This is a genomic window from Zhengella mangrovi (assembly GCF_002727065.1).
GTDB lineage: Bacteria > Pseudomonadota > Alphaproteobacteria > Rhizobiales > Rhizobiaceae > Zhengella > Zhengella mangrovi.
The window spans coordinates 1-15,950 of record NZ_PDVP01000028.1 but is presented as its reverse complement, the minus strand read 5'-3'; the positions used below and the strand labels follow the sequence as shown (position 1 = coordinate 15,950).

At 65.0% G+C, this 15,950-nt stretch carries 15 protein-coding genes, 1 tRNA gene and 1 pseudogene; 13 read left to right on the top strand and 4 right to left on the bottom strand.

Annotated elements, in window-relative coordinates:
• Both CSC94_RS23240 and CSC94_RS23235 read right to left on the bottom strand, forming a co-directional pair.
• Positions 1-236, bottom strand: a pseudogene (locus CSC94_RS23240) (glutamine--fructose-6-phosphate transaminase (isomerizing)); the annotation flags it as partial.
• A gap of 192 nt (positions 237-428) precedes the next feature.
• Positions 429-1,442: an MraY family glycosyltransferase gene (locus CSC94_RS23235; protein ID WP_099308758.1), complete on the bottom strand. Its 1,014-nt coding sequence runs from the start codon at positions 1,440-1,442 to the stop codon at positions 429-431.
• On the opposite strand from CSC94_RS23235, the gene CSC94_RS24365 reads away from it, so the two are divergent.
• Complete coding sequence (locus tag CSC94_RS24365; RefSeq protein ID WP_133123050.1) at positions 1,441-1,635, top strand: hypothetical protein; 195 nt, start codon at positions 1,441-1,443, stop codon at positions 1,633-1,635. The two genes, CSC94_RS23235 and CSC94_RS24365, sit on opposite strands and share 2 nt — an antisense overlap.
• Positions 1,636-1,641: 6 nt before the next feature.
• Positions 1,642-2,580, top strand: a complete 939-nt coding sequence (locus tag CSC94_RS23230; RefSeq protein WP_099308757.1) for an NAD-dependent epimerase/dehydratase family protein — start codon at positions 1,642-1,644, stop codon at positions 2,578-2,580.
• A 27-nt stretch (positions 2,581-2,607) separates the two neighbouring features.
• Here CSC94_RS23230 and CSC94_RS23225 read toward each other — a convergent pair whose 3' ends face one another.
• Positions 2,608-4,530: a polysaccharide biosynthesis protein gene (locus CSC94_RS23225; RefSeq protein ID WP_165784570.1), complete on the bottom strand. Its 1,923-nt coding sequence runs from the start codon at positions 4,528-4,530 to the stop codon at positions 2,608-2,610.
• Between the two features lie 341 nt (positions 4,531-4,871).
• Between CSC94_RS23225 and rfbA the strand changes: the two genes are divergently transcribed.
• From rfbA to cysQ, 11 genes are all read left to right on the top strand, one after another.
• Complete coding sequence (gene rfbA, locus CSC94_RS23220) at positions 4,872-5,747, top strand: glucose-1-phosphate thymidylyltransferase RfbA (protein WP_099308762.1); 876 nt, start codon at positions 4,872-4,874, stop codon at positions 5,745-5,747.
• Positions 5,747-6,313 (top strand): dTDP-4-dehydrorhamnose 3,5-epimerase, encoded by a 567-nt coding sequence (rfbC, locus tag CSC94_RS23215; protein ID WP_099308755.1) that lies wholly within the window; start codon positions 5,747-5,749, stop codon positions 6,311-6,313. Before rfbA ends, rfbC begins: the two co-directional genes overlap by 1 nt.
• A gap of 13 nt (positions 6,314-6,326) precedes the next feature.
• Complete coding sequence (gene rfbB, locus CSC94_RS23210; protein WP_099308754.1) at positions 6,327-7,388, top strand: dTDP-glucose 4,6-dehydratase; 1,062 nt, start codon at positions 6,327-6,329, stop codon at positions 7,386-7,388.
• Positions 7,385-8,284, top strand: a complete 900-nt coding sequence (gene rfbD / locus CSC94_RS23205) for a dTDP-4-dehydrorhamnose reductase (RefSeq protein ID WP_099308753.1) — start codon at positions 7,385-7,387, stop codon at positions 8,282-8,284. Before rfbB ends, rfbD begins: the two co-directional genes overlap by 4 nt.
• A 108-nt stretch (positions 8,285-8,392) precedes the next feature.
• A tRNA-Gln gene (locus CSC94_RS23200) sits at positions 8,393-8,467 on the top strand.
• A 92-nt stretch (positions 8,468-8,559) separates the two neighbouring features.
• Positions 8,560-9,591, top strand: coding sequence for a UDP-glucose 4-epimerase GalE (galE, locus tag CSC94_RS23195; protein WP_099308761.1), 1,032 nt, complete (start codon positions 8,560-8,562; stop codon positions 9,589-9,591).
• Entirely contained in the window at positions 9,546-10,508 is a 963-nt protein-coding gene (locus tag CSC94_RS23190) for a glycosyltransferase family 2 protein (protein WP_165784569.1), read from the top strand. Before galE ends, CSC94_RS23190 begins: the two co-directional genes overlap by 46 nt.
• 47 nt (positions 10,509-10,555) lie before the next feature.
• Positions 10,556-11,731, top strand: a complete 1,176-nt coding sequence (locus CSC94_RS24755) for a glycosyltransferase (protein WP_165784568.1) — start codon at positions 10,556-10,558, stop codon at positions 11,729-11,731.
• Between the two features lie 207 nt (positions 11,732-11,938).
• On the top strand, positions 11,939-12,847 hold the full coding sequence (gene cysD, locus CSC94_RS23180) for a sulfate adenylyltransferase subunit CysD (protein WP_099308751.1): 909 nt from the start codon (positions 11,939-11,941) through the stop codon (positions 12,845-12,847).
• Positions 12,847-14,760: a sulfate adenylyltransferase subunit CysN gene (cysN, locus tag CSC94_RS23175; protein WP_099308750.1), complete on the top strand. Its 1,914-nt coding sequence runs from the start codon at positions 12,847-12,849 to the stop codon at positions 14,758-14,760. The genes cysD and cysN overlap by 1 nt, the downstream gene beginning before the upstream one ends.
• A 38-nt stretch (positions 14,761-14,798) precedes the next feature.
• Positions 14,799-15,605 carry a 3'(2'),5'-bisphosphate nucleotidase CysQ gene (gene cysQ / locus CSC94_RS23170; protein WP_099308759.1) on the top strand — a complete coding sequence of 269 codons (807 nt, stop codon included), beginning with the start codon at positions 14,799-14,801 and terminating at the stop codon, positions 15,603-15,605.
• Positions 15,606-15,800: 195 nt separating this feature from the next.
• Here the strand turns inward: cysQ and CSC94_RS25115 are convergent.
• Positions 15,801-15,950, bottom strand: a 150-nt coding sequence (locus tag CSC94_RS25115; RefSeq protein WP_165784567.1) for an IS3 family transposase, incomplete at its 5' end; no start/stop codon positions are given.

Genomic DNA, 15,950 nt, shown 5'->3' with positions numbered 1-15,950 from the left:
GCGCCATGGGTCGCCCAGCGGGTGTGGCCGATGCCGATGTGGCCGGCCAGCGGCTCGCCCTGCAGGCGCTGCTCCAGGTTGACCAGCTTGCCCTGCGCGCGCCGGCGCGCCAGCGCACCTTTCTCCAGCGTCGCGATGCCGGCCGAATCATAGCCGCGGTACTCCAGCCGCTTCAGCGCATCCACCAGGAGGGGCGCCACACTCTGCCTGCCCACGATGCCGACGATTCCGCACATGCGTTCCAGTATCCTCTCACTGGCGGGACCCGCGTCCCGCACCTCTTTGCCGCTGGATAACAGGAGGCCGCGGCTCTCCCGAAATCAACTTGCATGTCGCGATGTTTCAACACGCCGGAACACCAAAGAGCAAGTCAAACCGGCGTAATCATGGCCGAAAACAATGCCAAACAACACGAACGCCAGCAAAAACTACTCGCCCTTGCTTGCCTTTGTCTGGGTGGCGCCTGCGCGCGCGCCGCGGCGCATCGACAGGCACAGGACGAAGCCGATGGCCAGGCCCGCGATGCCCGGCACCCAGGAGGCCGGGGGTCCGGCTTTGACGGCAAGAAGCGTTGCCGCCATGCCGGCGAGGGTGGCGGTGGCAACCCGGGCGATGATCGCCATTACCGGAAGTCCGCCACGAAAGGCACGCTGGTAGGCATGCTCCGAGTGGGATTTCAGGATGTTCTTGCGCTCGACGAGACGCTGGAGCAGCGTCCAGACCGTGTCGGCGAAATAGTAGCCGAATGGTGCCAGCGCGGCAGCCGGTACCCGGGCCGCGAGGTCCAGTAGCGCCCAGCCGGCCACGAGGCCGAGCGGCAGGCTGCCGCTGTCGCCGAGGAAGACGCGCGCCGGGTGGCGGTTGTGAACGGCGAATCCGGCGAGAGCGCCAGCCGCGGCCAGCGCGGCGAGACCCGCAGGCCCGCCGGCATGGGCCAGCACCAGCGCGGCGCCGGTCGCTGCCAGCGGAATGCCCGCGCCGGCGACCGTCATCAGGTCCAGCCCGTCCATGAAGTTCACCATGTTGATGGTCCAGACGAGGAACAGGACCATGGCAAGGTCGATGAGAAGCGGCGGAACCGCGAAGGGCAACGTCAGGTCCGGTCCGGCAAGGAAGATCAGCAGTCCCGAAGCGGCCAGTTGAAGGCCAAGGCGCAGGGCCACGCCAAGCGGGCGGTAGTCATCGGCCAGCCCGGCCAGCCACAGGATGACGAAGGGCAGGGCCAGGCGCGGGTCCGCGCCGCCGAACGCAAGGGCGGCCATGGCCGCCGGAACAAGCGCGAGGCCGCCGATCTGCCGCGGACTTCCGACATGATTGGACCGGTCGTTGTGTCCGGCGGCAAGAAAGGATGCCGGCAGCACCGTTCGCAACAGGGCCAGCAGGACCAGGCAGGCCAGCGCGGCAATGGCGGGGACGGGCAGGGCGGTCGTTGGAGCAAGCATGAAGGAACTTCGCGGCCTTGTCGGTCAGTCACGCTTCGGATTCGTCGCTATTATCACAGTCTTGCCCGAATATGGTATCGGGGATTCGCCGGTGATGCGGGAACACCGGATCGCGACGGCCGGAGCCGGGACAGAGAGCGATGTTGATTGCCATGCCCGGGTGGCAGCAGGACTTGGACCGGAAGGGAGGTGAACGCCGATGAGGATTCTGCTGACCGGTGCGACGGGCTTTGCCGGGCGGACGGTGGCCGGCGTGCTCCACGACCGCGGCCACGAGGTCACGATCCTCGTCCGCGACCCGGTCGCCGGTCTGCCATTCCGCCAGCTTGTCGGCACCATGGAATCCGTTTCGTCCCTGCGCAGCGGTCTATCCGGCACGCAGGCCGTGGTTCACCTGGCCGCCTTAAACCCGCCCCGCTTTTCGGCCGCTGCCCGCGATGGCGCGGCCATGACGGCCATCAACGCGACCGCCACGGCAACCCTGGCAAGGATGGCCGCCGATGCGGGAGCGGGCCGTTTCGTCTTTGCCAGTTCCGTACGGGTCTATGGCGCCGGCAGCGACCGGGCATTTGTCGAGACCGATCCGTTTCGCCCCGGTGACCCCTATGCCCGGTCCAAGGCCGAGGCCGAGGATGCGCTGCACGGCCTGCGGGAAGAGGGGATGGCAGGCCTTGCCATTCTCCGCTTGCCGGTGATCCATGGCCCCGGCCGTGGTGGCTGGCTGGGTCTCGCCGCCCGGCTCGGGCGCCGCGGCTGGCTGCTGCCGCGCGATCTTGCCAATGCCCCGAGGTCGGTTCTGAACAGGGACAACCTGGCCGACGCCATCGCGGCGTGCCTTTACGGCGGAGCGACCGGAACCTTCAACATCGCCGACGAGGGCACGACCAGCCTCGGCGCCATCGGCCGACTGGCCTGCCAATGGGCCGGCCGTCGCCGCCCCGTGACCTTGCCGGGCCTCCCCGGATGGATGATGGATCGGCTGCCGCTGGTCGGAGAAACGCTGCACCATGCCCGCCGGCCGTGTGTCGTCGACACCCGTGCCTTCGCCGCCACGACCGGCTGGCGCCCGCCGGTGACGCTCGATGACGGCTTGCACGCCAGCTTCTGCGGCCAGGCGACGGTTGCCGGACCGCGGTAGAAACCTGTACGCGAAAGATTGCGCCGGTCAGGAAATCTCTTCGATGTCGTCGTCCACCGAGACCCAGGGCTGGTAGCTCGGCACGATTTCCTTCAGGAGGGTGAGGGCACTTTCCCTGTCCTCGCGCTGGCAGGCGATCTTCATGTCGCTGAGCCAACGGACGATCTTCCTGCGTTCGACGGTACGGGTGCGCGCGACGATGAAGCTGTCGCGCGTGTCGACGATATGGTCGTCGAGCGTGCTGATCAGTTCCTCGGTCAGCTTTTCGCCCGGCCGGCGGCCGGTGAACTTGATCTTGATGTCCTTGTCGGGCCGGAAGCCGGCAAGCTGGATCAGGCGGCGCGCGAGGTCGGCGATCTTGATCGGCTGGCCCATGTTCAAGACCAGGACCGTGCCGCGGTCGTCGATGGGATGGCCGATACTGTTGGTGCCCCGCGACGTTGCCTGGAGAATCAGGTGAACGGCCTCCGGTATCGTCATGAAATAGCGCGTCATGTCCGGATCGGTGACGGTCACCGGGCCACCCTGCGCGATCTGTTTCTGGAACAGCGGCACCACCGATCCCGCCGATCCGAGCACATTGCCGAACCGCACGATGCCGAAAGAAATCGGCGCGTCGTCGAGGTCGAGCGCCTGGCAATAGAGCTCGGCCGCGCGCTTCGTTGCACCCATGATGCTCGACGGATTGACCGCCTTGTCGGTCGAGATCAGGATGAACGCCTTGGCGCCCACTGCCACGGCGCTGTCGGCCAGGTTGGCCGTACCGATGAAATTGGTCTTGACCGCTTCGACCGGGTTGTCCTCGACCATCGGCACATGCTTGAGCGCGGCAGCGTGGAAGACCACATCGGGTGAGGTCCGGTTCATCACGTCCTCGACGCGTGACTGGTCGCGCACATCGGCGATCACGCCCTCGACGTTGAGCTCGGGATGAGTCTCGCAGAACTCCTGCATGATCTCGTAGAGATTGCGTTCGGAGGATTCCAGCAGCAGCAGCCGGGACGGTTTGAACTCCGCGATCTGGCGGCAGAGTTCCGAGCCGATCGACCCGCCGGCGCCCGTCACCAGCACCGTGTTGCCTTCCAGGAAGGCCGAGATTTCCGGGTTCTGGACGGTCACCTGCGGCCGCCCGAGCAGGTCCTGCAGGCGCACCGGCTTGGGCGAGATCAGGTTGGTTTCCCCGGCCTTGGGGAAGTCGGTCAGGTCCGGAAGCCGCGAGATGCCGATGCCGGCATCGTTGCAGGCTTCCAGGAGTTCCGTCAGCTCGGCGCCCGAGGCGGCCGGGTCGGTGACGATGAGGCCCTTGATGGAAATGCCCCGGGCGTCGCGCTGGTGCACGATCTCGGAAATCTGGTTCGGTGTTCCAAGGACTTGCAGCGAGAGCATGCCATGACGGACGAAGCCTGGCCGTGAATCGATGATGCCGGCCAGCTGGAAGCCGATGGATCCAAGGCGGCGCACCATGCGCACGTAATGCTCGGTCGTGTCGGAGAACGGGTACAGGAGGTAGTAGTCGGCGACGCCATGGTTGTCGCGCAACTGCGGGAAGAACTGCGTCTCCTTGAAGAAGCGGTAGAGCATCCGCCCGGCACCGAGGCCGAAGACGGTGAAGATCCAGATCAGCACGATGGCAAGGCGCGATACGTTCTCCGCCCGCGACAGCATGAAGTTGCCGATGGTGAAGACGGCCACCGCGATCGTCGTCGCCTTGACGATGGCGACCATGTCGGGGATCGAGGCGTAGCGCCAGATGCCGCGGTTGACCCGCATGACGAACAGCGCGAGGGCGCCGATCAGCACGTAGGCCAGGGTTTTCTCCCGGATGCCGGGCACCCACTGCAACTGGTCGACCCCGTAGACGACGAGGTTGGCCGACAGAAAGGCCGTCGCGAGAACAAGCGTGTCGTGAACCAGCGCGGCGAACCGCAGCAGCCGACCATCGATTTTCATCGCAAAGTCACTCCGTCTGAACGGCCCCGAAGCAATTGCCCTGAAAGCCCAAGCGCGTTGGTCGCTTCTTTTCCGGAAAACGCCGCGCATTCGCACGCACGGGATTCTCCCCTTTCAGTCATTCCGTCAGCCCGGCCGTTCGTCAGACGGCCCCCCGGCGACGCGAACCTGAAAACCATAGCAGAAAGGATTCTCACTGTCTCGTCTTGCTGTCCCTAGCTTGCCCTATGGTGAACGCATGCATGGCGAAAGTGCGGCGGCGATTGCTCTTCATGGGATGGGTTGCTAAAGCATCGGTCAGGAGTTGGCCCTCATCTTGGCAGGCGTGAAGGGAGCATTTGGTGAAAGGCATCATTCTGGCAGGCGGCAGCGGAAAGCGCCTTTACCCCATGACTATCGCCGCGTCAAAGCAGATACTCCCGGTATACGACAAGCCGATGATCTACTACCCGCTGAGCATTCTCATGCTCTCCGGCATCCGCGAAATTCTCATCATTTCAACACCGCGCGACCTGCCGGTCTTCCGGTCGCTGCTCGGCGACGGCTCCGCTTTCGGCGTGTCCTTCGACTATGCCGAACAGCCGAGCCCGGACGGCCTGGCGCAGGCCTTCCTGATCGGCGAGCGCTTCATCGGCAACGATGCCTGCGCCCTGGTCCTGGGCGACAACATCTTCTACGGCGCGGGCCTGCCGCGGCTTTGCCGGGAAGCCATGGCACGCGAAGCCGGCGCGACGGTCTTCGCCTATTACGTCAAGGATCCCGAACGCTATGGCGTTGTCGAGTTCGATCCGGCCACCGGCCTGGCGCTCGGCATCGAGGAAAAGCCGGCCGCGCCGAAGTCGAACTGGGCGGTGACCGGCCTCTATTTTTACGACAACGACGTGGTCGATATCGCCCGCTCCATCCGGCCCTCCGCGCGCGGTGAACTCGAGATCACCGACGTCAACCGGACCTACCTCGAACGCGGCGACCTGACCGTGGCGCGCATGGGCCGCGGCTACGCCTGGCTCGACACCGGCACGCCGGATTCCATGCACGAGGCTGCCGCCTTCGTGCAGACCATCGAGCGTCGCCAGGGGATCAAGATCGCCTGCCCGGAGGAAATCGGGCTGGAACAGGGCTGGCTGAGCGCTGAGCAGGTCCTGGCGCGCGCGGCCGAACTGGGGGCGGGGGACTATGCCTCCTACATTCGCCGCCGTGTGGAGGAACAGCACTGATGCCGGCCTTCCGCCAGACCTCCCTGCCGGGAGTCATCGAGGTGGTCGCGGACCGCCACGGTGACGAAAGGGGCTTTTTCTCCGAGACCTGGCGGGAGGAAACCTGGCGCGAGAACGGCATCGACACGGCCTTCGTTCAGGACAATCATTCCGTCTCCGGGCAGCGCGGCATCCTGCGTGGCCTCCATTTCCAGACGCCGCCGTTTGCCCAGGCCAAGCTCGTCCGCGTCACCCGCGGCGCGGTCTTCGACGTCGCCGTCGACATCCGGGCCGGTTCTCCGACCTATGGCCGCTGGGTCGGCGTCGAGATATCCGCGACGCTCTGGAACCAGCTCTACATACCGGCCGGCTTCGCCCATGGCTTCCTGACGCTGGAGCCCGACACCCATTTTCTCTACAAGGTGTCCAGCCGCTATTCGCCGGACCACGACCGGTCGATCCGGTTCGACGATCCCGCCATCGGCATTGAATGGCCGACCGACCCGGCGGACGTGATCCTGTCGCAGAAGGATCGCGATGCACCGCTGCTTGCTGCGTGCGACACCGGTTTTGCGTACGAGAGCTGAGGAAAGAAGCGAGATGAACTATCTGGTCACCGGCGGCGCCGGCTTCATCGGTTCCGCGGTCTGCCGCCGCCTCGCGTTGAATCCCGGCAACCGGGTCGTCATCCTCGACAAGCTGACCTATGCCGGGAATCTCAATTCGCTGCGTGACGTGATCGACCGGCCGAATGTCCGTTTCGTCCAGGCCGATATCTGCGATGAGGGACGGGTCCGCAGCCTGCTCGGCGAAGAGCAGATCGACATCCTCATGCACCTGGCGGCGGAGAGCCATGTCGACCGCTCCATCGACGGCCCGGAGGTCTTCATCGAGACCAACGTGACCGGCACCTTGCGCCTGCTCAATGCCGCGCGCGGCCATCATGACGCGCTTTCGGGCGCCGCGCGCGAGCGTTTCCGGTTCCATCACGTGTCCACCGACGAGGTCTTCGGTGATCTGCCGTTCGACAGCGGCATCTTCACGGAGGACACGCCCTACGATCCCTCGTCGCCTTATTCGGCCTCTAAGGCCGCGTCGGATCACCTTGTCCGCGCCTGGCTGCGCACCTACGGGCTGCCGGTCGTCGTTACCAATTGCTCCAACAACTACGGTCCGTACCAGTTTCCCGAAAAGCTGGTGGCGAAGGTCATTCTCAGTGCCTTGCAACAGCGCGAGCTGCCCGTCTACGGCAAGGGCGAGAACATCCGCGACTGGCTGCACGTCGAGGATCACGCAGCCGCGCTGGAATGCGTCGCCACGAAGGGCCGTATCGGCGAGACCTATCTCGTCGGTGGCCGCGCCGAGCGCCGCAACATCGACGTGGTTCACACCATCTGTGATATCCTCGACCGGCAGCGCCCGCGCGCCGGCGGTGCCAGCTACCGCGACCTGATCGCCCATGTGCCGGACCGGCCCGGCCACGATCGCCGCTATGCCATCGATCCCTCGCGCATCGAGGCTGAACTTGGCTGGTCGCCGGGCGAAACCTTTGAAAGCGGCATGGAGAACACCGTGGCCTGGTACATGGCCAACGAGTGGTGGTGGCGCCCCTTGCACAACAGCATTTCCGAACGCCTCGGCACCGCGAAGGTGACCCAGTGAAACTCCTCGTCACCGGCAGCCGGGGACAGGTCGCGCAATCGCTGGCCGAACGCGCCATGGGCCGTCCCGCCCTCGACCTGACCTTCGTCGCCCGGCCGGATTTCGACCTTGCCGACCCGGACTCGATCCGTCGTACCCTCCGCGACGCGGCGCCGGATGTCGTCGTTTCGGCGGCGGCCTACACCGCGGTCGACCGCGCCGAGGACGACCCGGACCTGGCCCGCAGGATCAACGCTGTCGCACCGGGTGTCCTGGCCGAAACCTGTGCCGGGATCGGCGCCCGCCTCGTGCACCTGTCGACGGACTACGTCTTTGACGGCACCGGGACTGCGGCGCACGATGAAACCGCGCCGACCGGGCCGCAGACCGTCTACGGCCGGACCAAGCTCGAGGGGGAGGAGGCCGTACGGGCCGCCTTGCCGCATCACCACGTCATCGTCCGCACGGCCTGGGTCTACAGCCCCTTCGGTGCCAATTTCGTCAGGACCATGCTGCGCCTTGCCGGCGAACGCGACGAACTGTCGGTCGTCAGCGACCAGGTCGGCAATCCGACCTGCGCCCTCGACATCGCCGACGGGCTGCTGGCCATGATCGGATCATGGCAGGATGGCCGGTCGATAGGCCTGGGACAGACCTTCCACCTTGCCGGAACGGGCGAGGCTTCCTGGTTCGATCTCGCAAGCCATGTCGTCGCCACCAGCGGGCGGCTGGGTGGCCCGGCGGCGCGTGTCCGGCCCATCCCGTCGGAGGCCTATCCGCAGCGGGCACACCGTCCGCGCAATTCGCGCCTTGATTCCGGCCGGTTCGAGGCGGCTTTCCGCTATCGCTCGCCGGATTGGCGCGCGGCCAGCGAGCGTGTCGTCGGGCGTCTGTTGGAGGCGGCGAGTCCGCAATGAACGGCTCGGCCGAAATGGCGGGCAGCGAGGTCTTGTGAAGAGGTCCGGCAAGGCCGTGCGGGTCTTGCACCGGGCGGTCAGATGGGGTAACGCCATTCGCACCTTCGTTGGGGCGTAGCCAAGCGGTAAGGCAGCGGTTTTTGGTACCGCCATGCGCTGGTTCGAATCCAGCCGCCCCAGCCATCGGTCCTGCCGGAGAATGCAGGGCGGGAGTAAGGATCTGCGGGGCATTCGCGACTTGTCAAGAATAAGCAATGGCTCTGCCGGACCGCACCATGGATGACACCACATCGGGGATACGCGGCAACGTCCTCCTGACGGGAGGTGCGGGCTATATCGGCATTCACTGCTGCATCGCGCTGCTGCAGGCGGGCTGGAACCCGGTCGTCTTCGACAACCTGTCGAACGGATGGAACACCGCCCCGGATGCGGTGGCCCAGATCACCGGCACCCGGCCCGATCTGGTGGTCGGCGACATTCGCGATCCCGCAGCGCTGGATGCGGTCATGGGCGCCCGGCAGTTCTCGGCAGTCCTGCACCTGGCCGGCGCAAAGGCCGTGAAGGCGTCGCTCGCCGACCCCGTCACCTACTATGCAAACAACGTCGCCGGAACGCTGACCCTGCTGGAGGCAATGGAGAAGCACGGACTGCGCAAGCTGGTCTTTTCTTCCTCTGCCGCGGTCTACGGACAGCCGCAACAGGTTCCGGTCACGGAGGATGCGCGGCTTGACCCGCTGAATCCCTATGCCCGGACCAAGGCGATGGTGGAAACGGTGCTGCGCGACCTGCAGGACGCGCGGCCCGAATGGGCCATTGCAGCGCTGCGCTATTTCAACCCGGTCGGGGCCCATGAAAGCGCCCTGGTGGGAGAGCGGTCGCGGGTCGCCGTCGACAATCTCATGCCCTGGATCCTCAAGGCGGCCGACGGGGCCATTCCCCATGTCGACATCCTCGGCAGCGACTATCCCACGCCGGACGGAACCTGCATTCGCGACTTCGTCCACGTGATGGACGTCGCAGAAGGTCATGTCGCGGCACTGTACCTGCTGGAAAAGGAGCAGGGTTATCACGCGATCAATCTGGGCATGGGCCATGGCACCAGCGTCCTGGACATGGTGCGCACCTTCGAAGGCGCGACCGGCCGGACCGTGCCCTGGCGCATGGCCCCGCGCCGGGTCGGCGATATTGCCGCCACATGGGCCGACATTACACGGGCCGGCCGTCTCCTCGGCTGGAAGCCGAGACGCAGCCTCGAGGTGACGTGCCGCGACGCCTGGCGCTGGTACGAGCGGTCGAGGTCGGCGTGACGGCGGGCGAGGGGACAGTGCAGAGCGATGGCCGCCCGGACCTGAGCGTGGTCATCCCGGTCTACGGACGCCAGCGCTCGGTGCTCCGCGCCGTGGACAGCGTCCTGTCCCAGCCGGGCGTGAACGCCGAGATCATCGTGGTCGACGACGCCTCGCCCGAACCGGTCCGTCTCGATGATCACACCGGCCGCGTGCGCCTCGTTCGTCGCTCCGTCAACGGCGGCGCCTCGGCGGCACGCAACGAGGGCCTGGCGCTGGCCGCTGCGCCCCTCGTAACATTCCTCGATTCCGACGATCATTTCCTGCCGGACACGCTGGCCGCACGGCTGGCCGCTGCGCGCAACCTGGACCTGGGTGGCACCGACCCCGTTGCCGTCGGCTGCGGCTGGGTTGAGGTGAGCGGGGGCCGCGCGATTGCCGCGCGTATCCCGCGCGAACCCGGTGCCCCGACCGATTTCCTCGGCGGATGCTGGGTCAATCCCGGATCGGCCGTCCTCTTCAATCGCGCGGCCATCAAGGCCGCCGCGCCCTTCGACGAATCGATGCGCCGTCTCGAGGATGTCGATTTCTTCATCCGCTTTGCCGCCGCCGGCGGGCGTTTCCGGGTCGATTCGCGTCTCGGGGTCGCCATCGTGCGGGGTGCGCACCGCCATCCCGAACGGATAGAGACGGCGGCAACTGCCCTGTCTGCCAAGTATGGCGATGCCTTCGGACCGGCCGAACGGCGCCGCCTGAACGCCTACCTCGAACTGGAGCGCGCGCGCCTGGCCTGGACGGTCGGCCATCCGCTGCGATTCGGGCTTCACCTGCTCAGGTCCTGGAGCCATCATCCGCGCGCGAGACTCAATACCGGGCCCGGGTGGCAGGCCGTTCCCGTGCCAAGGCTTGCACCGCAATCCCTGTCTGTGCTCGATTGACGACCTGCGGGACTTGCCAGGCAAACCTCGATTGGACGACCACGAACTTGAAGATACTGTTCTACTGCAATTCCCTGCGCTATTTCATGGATCACCGGATCAACCTTGTGCTCCCGCTCATCGATGCCGGGCATGATGTCGCCGTGGTCTCTGGGGAATGCACCGACGACGTGATCGCCCGTGTGCCCTCGGCGCTTCGCCTCGTTCCGCTCGACTTCGACCGCCATCGCCTTCAGCCGGGCCGCGATTTCGCCGCCGTCCGGCGCTTTCTCGCCGAGGTCCGGGACTGGCAGCCGGATGTCGTTCACGCGATCACGATCAAGCCGAACCTGTTCTCCGTTCTTTCCCTGCCATGGCTGCGGCTTGGCGGCCGGCGGCTGCCACGTCTCGTGATGACCTTTCCAGGCCTTGGCCGCGTTTTCGAGGAGACCGGCCTGCTGGCCTGGCTGCGCCGGTTCCTGTTCATCCGGGCCATGCGCCTCGGACTTCACTTTCTCGACTATGTTGCCACCTTCGAGAACCCGGCCGACCGCGACTGGCTGGTCAGCCTCGGCATTATCGGCAAGGATCACGCCCAGGCCATCATGGGGGCCGGTATCGACCTGGTGGAATTCGCCGAGCGCGAGCAGCCGCGGACCGGGCCGCTGAGCGTGCTTCTTGCCTCGCGCCTGCTGCACGGAAAGGGCATCGGTGATTATTGTGACGCCGCCAACGCGCTGGCGGCGGAAGGCGCAAAGACCCGGTTCCTGCTCGCCGGTCCGGCTGATCCCGGCTACCCGGACAATTTCGATGTCGAGCAGGCCCGCCGGTCGGGGCGGCTCGGTGTCGTCGAATACCTGGGCCCGGTACCGGGCGACCGCATGGCCGACCTGTTCCGCTCTGTCGATATCGCCTGCCTGCCGAGCCGGCTCCGCGAGGGGTTCCCGCGCAGTCTCATCGAGGCGGCCGCCTGCGGCTGCGCCCTCATCGGCACCGACCAGCCGTCGGTACGCCAGATCGTCGAGCCGGGCCATACCGGCTGGCTCGTGCCCGCGGGCGACCCGGTCGCCCTGGCCGCGGTCCTCAGGGATGCAGCCGCGGACCCGGTTCGCGCCCGTGCCTTGGGGGCAGCCGCGGCGCGCCTTGCCCGCGAGTTGGGACTGGGCAACGATGACATCTTTTCGAAATTTACTGCCCTTTACGGCGTGAAAGTCCCCGTCGGGACCTGCCAGCCAGCCGCCTGACACCGCATCGAGCCGGGTGCCGGCCTGTTCGCCGCCGGGCCGATCCCGGGGCCGAACAGTTCCATTCACGGCCCGGAGTCAAAATACAAATGCGTTTCCGGCCGCGCCGGCGGAAAGACATGCCTTCAGGCGGCCGCGCGAACGTGGCAATTTTCGCCGCGCTGATATAGGCGCTATACGAAATTACTGATTAACTGGACAGGTTTCATGGTTCGCTCGTCGCTCACGCACCTCCAACGTCTCGAGGCGGAGTCCATCCATATCTTCCGTGAGGTCGCGGCCACATTCTCCAAGCCGGTCATGCTCTATTCGATCGGCAAGGATTCCTCCGTCATGCTGCACCTGGCGATGAAGGCATTCTACCCCGCGCGCCCGCCATTTCCGTTTCTCCACGTCGATACCGGCTGGAAGTTCCGCGAGATGATTGCCTTCCGCGACCGCATGGCAGCAGACCTCGGATTCGATCTCCTGGTGCACAAGAACGAGGAGGGGGTGCGCGACGGCGTCGGTCCCTTCAGCCACGGATCCTCCACCCACACCCATGTCATGAAGACGGTAGCGCTGCGCCAGGCGCTGGACAAGTACGGGTTTGACGCCGCATTCGGCGGCGCCCGGCGCGACGAGGAGAAATCCCGGGCAAAAGAGCGCATCTTTTCTTTTCGAAATGCCAGTCATGGCTGGGACCCGAAGAATCAGCGCCCTGAAATGTGGAAGACCTTCAATACCCGCGTCGGTCCGGGTGAATCCATTCGTGTCTTTCCCTTGTCGAACTGGACCGAGCTCGATATCTGGCAGTATATCTACCAGGAAAACATCCCGATCGTTCCGCTCTACTATGCGGCGCGCCGTCCGGTCGTCGAACGCGATGGCATGCTGATCATGAAGGACGATGACAGGATGGAGTTGAAGCCGGGGGAGGCGGTCGAGGAGCGGCTGGTCCGCTTCCGCACGCTTGGTTGCTATCCGCTGACCGGTGCGATCGACTCCGCTGCCGACACGATGGAGGCGATCATCCAGGAAATGCTGGTCGCACGGACTTCCGAACGGCAGGGCCGCCTGATCGACCACGACGAATCCGGCTCCATGGAAAAGAAGAAGCGCGAAGGATATTTCTGATGGCTTCGGACCAGATCACCCTTTCTCCCGACGAGATCGCCCGCGACGTCCGTTCGTTCCTCGCGGAGCAGGAACAGAAATCACTGCTGCGTTTCCTGACCTGCGGCTCCGTGGACGACGGCAAGTCGACCCTGATCGGCCGGCTCCTCTACGACACCAAGCTGATCTTCGAAGACCAGCTTGCCGCGCTCGAGCGCGATTCCCGCCGTCATGGAACGGTGGGCGAGGAGATCGATTTCGCGCTTCTCGTCGATGGACTGGAGGCCGAGCGGGAGCAGGGCATCACGATCGACGTTGCCTACCGTTTCTTTGCAACCTCGAAGCGCAAGTTCATCGTCGCCGATACGCCCGGTCACGAGCAGTACACGCGCAACATGGCCACCGGCGCATCGACGGCCGATGTTGCCGTCGTGCTGATCGATGCGCGAAAGGGCGTGCTTCAGCAGACGCGGCGTCATTCGTTCATTGCATCGCTGGTGGGCATTCGCCAGGTTGTCCTGGCCGTCAACAAGATAGACCTCGAAGGCTACAGCCAGGACGTGTTCGACCGGATCGTCGCAGACTACCAGGCCTTTGCAAGCACGCTCGGCTTCGACGCGATCCGGGCAATCCCCATGTCGGCCCGTTTCGGCGACAATGTCACGACGAAATCCGGCCACATGCCCTGGTACGACGGGCCGACCCTGCTGGAACACCTGGAAACCGTGGAACTGGACGATGGCCTGGGCGGTAAGCCCTTCCGCTTTCCTGTCCAGTACGTGAACCGTCCAGATCTCGACTTTCGCGGCTTCTGCGGCACGGTGGCCTCGGGCGCCATCCGCCCCGGCGATCCCGTCGTGGTGGCCAAGTCCGGCAAGCAGTCGACTGTCCGGCGGATCGTGACGAGCGATGGCGATCTCGGCGTGGCCACGGCAGGCCAAGCGATCACCATCGTTCTTGACGACGAGATCGACGTATCGCGCGGCAACATGCTCGTTGCGCCGGACCACCGGCCCGACGTGGCCGACCAGTTCGAGGCCCGCCTGGTCTGGTTCGACGATCATGCCATGATCCCGGGACGCTCCTATGTCCTGCGAACCGAATGCGATGAAACGCCGGCCAACATCACGGCGCTGAAATACCGGGTGGACATCAATTCCTTTGCCCACGAGGCGGCCAAGTCGCTGGACCTCAACGAGGTCGGCATCGTCAATGTCGCCACGCAGGCGCCCATTGCCTTCGACGCCTACGGCGAGAACCGGGTGACCGGCGGCTTCATCCTGATCGACCGCATGACCAATGCGACGGTCGGCGCCGGTATGATCACCCACCCGCTGCGCCGCGCCAGCAATGTTCATTGGCAGTCGCTGGACGTGAACAAGCAGAGCAGGGCGGCACAGAAGCACCAGAAGCCGGTCGTCCTGTGGTTCACCGGCCTGTCCGGGTCCGGCAAGTCGACGATCGCGAACCTCCTTGAGAAAAAGCTCCACGCAGACGGGCGCCACAGCTATATTCTCGATGGCGACAATGTTCGCCATGGCCTCAACCGCGACCTCGGCTTCACCGAGGAAGACCGCGTGGAGAACATCCGCCGCGTCGGCGAGGTGGCGCACCTGCTGGTCGACGCCGGGCTGATCGCCCTGGTGTCCTTCATTTCGCCCTTCCGCGCCGAGCGCCGCATGGTGCGCGAGATGATGGCCGAGGACGAATTCGTCGAGATATTCGTCGATACCCCGTTCGAGGATTGCGCCCGCCGCGATCCGAAGGGCCTCTATGCCAAGGCCCTTCGTGGCGAGATCAAGAACTTCACCGGGATCGATTCGCCCTATGAAGCGCCGGAAAAACCCGATATCCATGTTCACACCGTGGGCCGTACGCCGGAGGACCTGGCCGACGAGATCGAATCCTGGCTGAAGGAGCGCGGCTATTGCTGAACGATCTGAAGCTGGCCGGCATCGCCGATCCCGCGGCCATGCTCTCGGTCTTTGAGGGCCTGGCGCTGGCGGCCGGCAGGGAGATCATGACCGTTCGCGCCGGTGGCGTGACGGCGGAAACCAAGTCCGACCTTTCGCCCGTCACCGAGGCCGACCGACGCGCCGAAGCGGTCATCCTGGCAGGGCTTGGCCGGTCCTTTCCCGGCATTCCTGTGATCGCGGAAGAAGAGGTGGCGGCGGGCCGTGTTCCGGATATCGGCGACGCGGCCTTCATTCTCGTGGATCCGCTGGACGGCACGCGCGAGTTCGTTTCGGGCAAGGATGATTTCACCGTCAACATCGCGCTCGTCGTCAATGGCTACCCCGCCGTCGGCGTCGTCTATGCTCCGGCCCATGGACGGCTATGGACCGGGCGCCCGGGTCAGGCCGAGACCGTGGAGGTCGAGGGAGAACGCTTGTCCGGCCGGCGGACCGTTTCGGGGGGCTCCTGCCCCGCACGGGTACGTATCGTGGCATCGGCTTCTCACCGGACGTCGGAGACTGACGCCTTCATCGCCCGATTGCCAGACTATGAGCTGATTGCTTTTGGGTCCTCCCTGAAATTTTGCCTGCTGGCCGAGGGAATCGCCGATATTTATCCGCGTTTTGGTCGAACTATGGAGTGGGATACTGCAGCTGGAGATGCTGTTTTAAGGGCCGCCGGAGGTGTGACGTTTCGAATGGATGGACATGTTCTTTCTTATGGGAAGTTTGGGCAGAGATTTAGCAAGGATTTTGAGAATCCTTTTTTTGCCGCGTCTACTGGTCAGGCAGAGTGGATATTAAGAAGAAATCTTGCATTGTAGATTGAATGATAATTAGGCTGTGAAATCATAATGGCGCAGGCGTAGTCTGATGCAAGCGAGCTTTGCAATGGCGAGGAAGGTCGATCCGAGCTTGTCGTGGCCGCTAGCAATGCGTCTAAAATATTTGATCTTGTTAATGAGGCGCTCGATCAGGTTGTGCTGTTTGGCCTGCTGCCGGTTTCGTGGACAATTGGTTTAGGTTTGCATCGTTCGGGCCTCGAATGCGATGGGGCTTAGATAGCCGAATTTGGAATGTCGCCGCCGCGGATTGTAGAAGCGCTCTATGTAGTCGAATACGTCGGCGCGGGCGGCATCTCGGGTGCGGTAAACCTTGCGGGCGGTCCG

Coding starts and splice junctions, on each gene's coding strand:
- rfbC (WP_099308755.1), top strand. CDS start 5,747: ATGCCGGCCTTCCGCCAGACCTCCCTGCCGGGAGTCATCGAGGTGGTC.
- cysQ (WP_099308759.1), top strand. CDS start 14,799: ATGCTCTCGGTCTTTGAGGGCCTGGCGCTGGCGGCCGGCAGGGAGATC.
- cysN (WP_099308750.1), top strand. CDS start 12,847: ATGGCTTCGGACCAGATCACCCTTTCTCCCGACGAGATCGCCCGCGAC.
- galE (WP_099308761.1), top strand. CDS start 8,560: ATGGATGACACCACATCGGGGATACGCGGCAACGTCCTCCTGACGGGA.
- CSC94_RS24365 (WP_133123050.1), top strand. CDS start 1,441: ATGAAGGAACTTCGCGGCCTTGTCGGTCAGTCACGCTTCGGATTCGTC.
- cysD (WP_099308751.1), top strand. CDS start 11,939: ATGGTTCGCTCGTCGCTCACGCACCTCCAACGTCTCGAGGCGGAGTCC.
- rfbB (WP_099308754.1), top strand. CDS start 6,327: ATGAACTATCTGGTCACCGGCGGCGCCGGCTTCATCGGTTCCGCGGTC.
- CSC94_RS23225 (WP_165784570.1), bottom strand. CDS start 4,530: ATGAAAATCGATGGTCGGCTGCTGCGGTTCGCCGCGCTGGTTCACGAC.
- CSC94_RS23235 (WP_099308758.1), bottom strand. CDS start 1,442: ATGCTTGCTCCAACGACCGCCCTGCCCGTCCCCGCCATTGCCGCGCTG.
- CSC94_RS23230 (WP_099308757.1), top strand. CDS start 1,642: ATGAGGATTCTGCTGACCGGTGCGACGGGCTTTGCCGGGCGGACGGTG.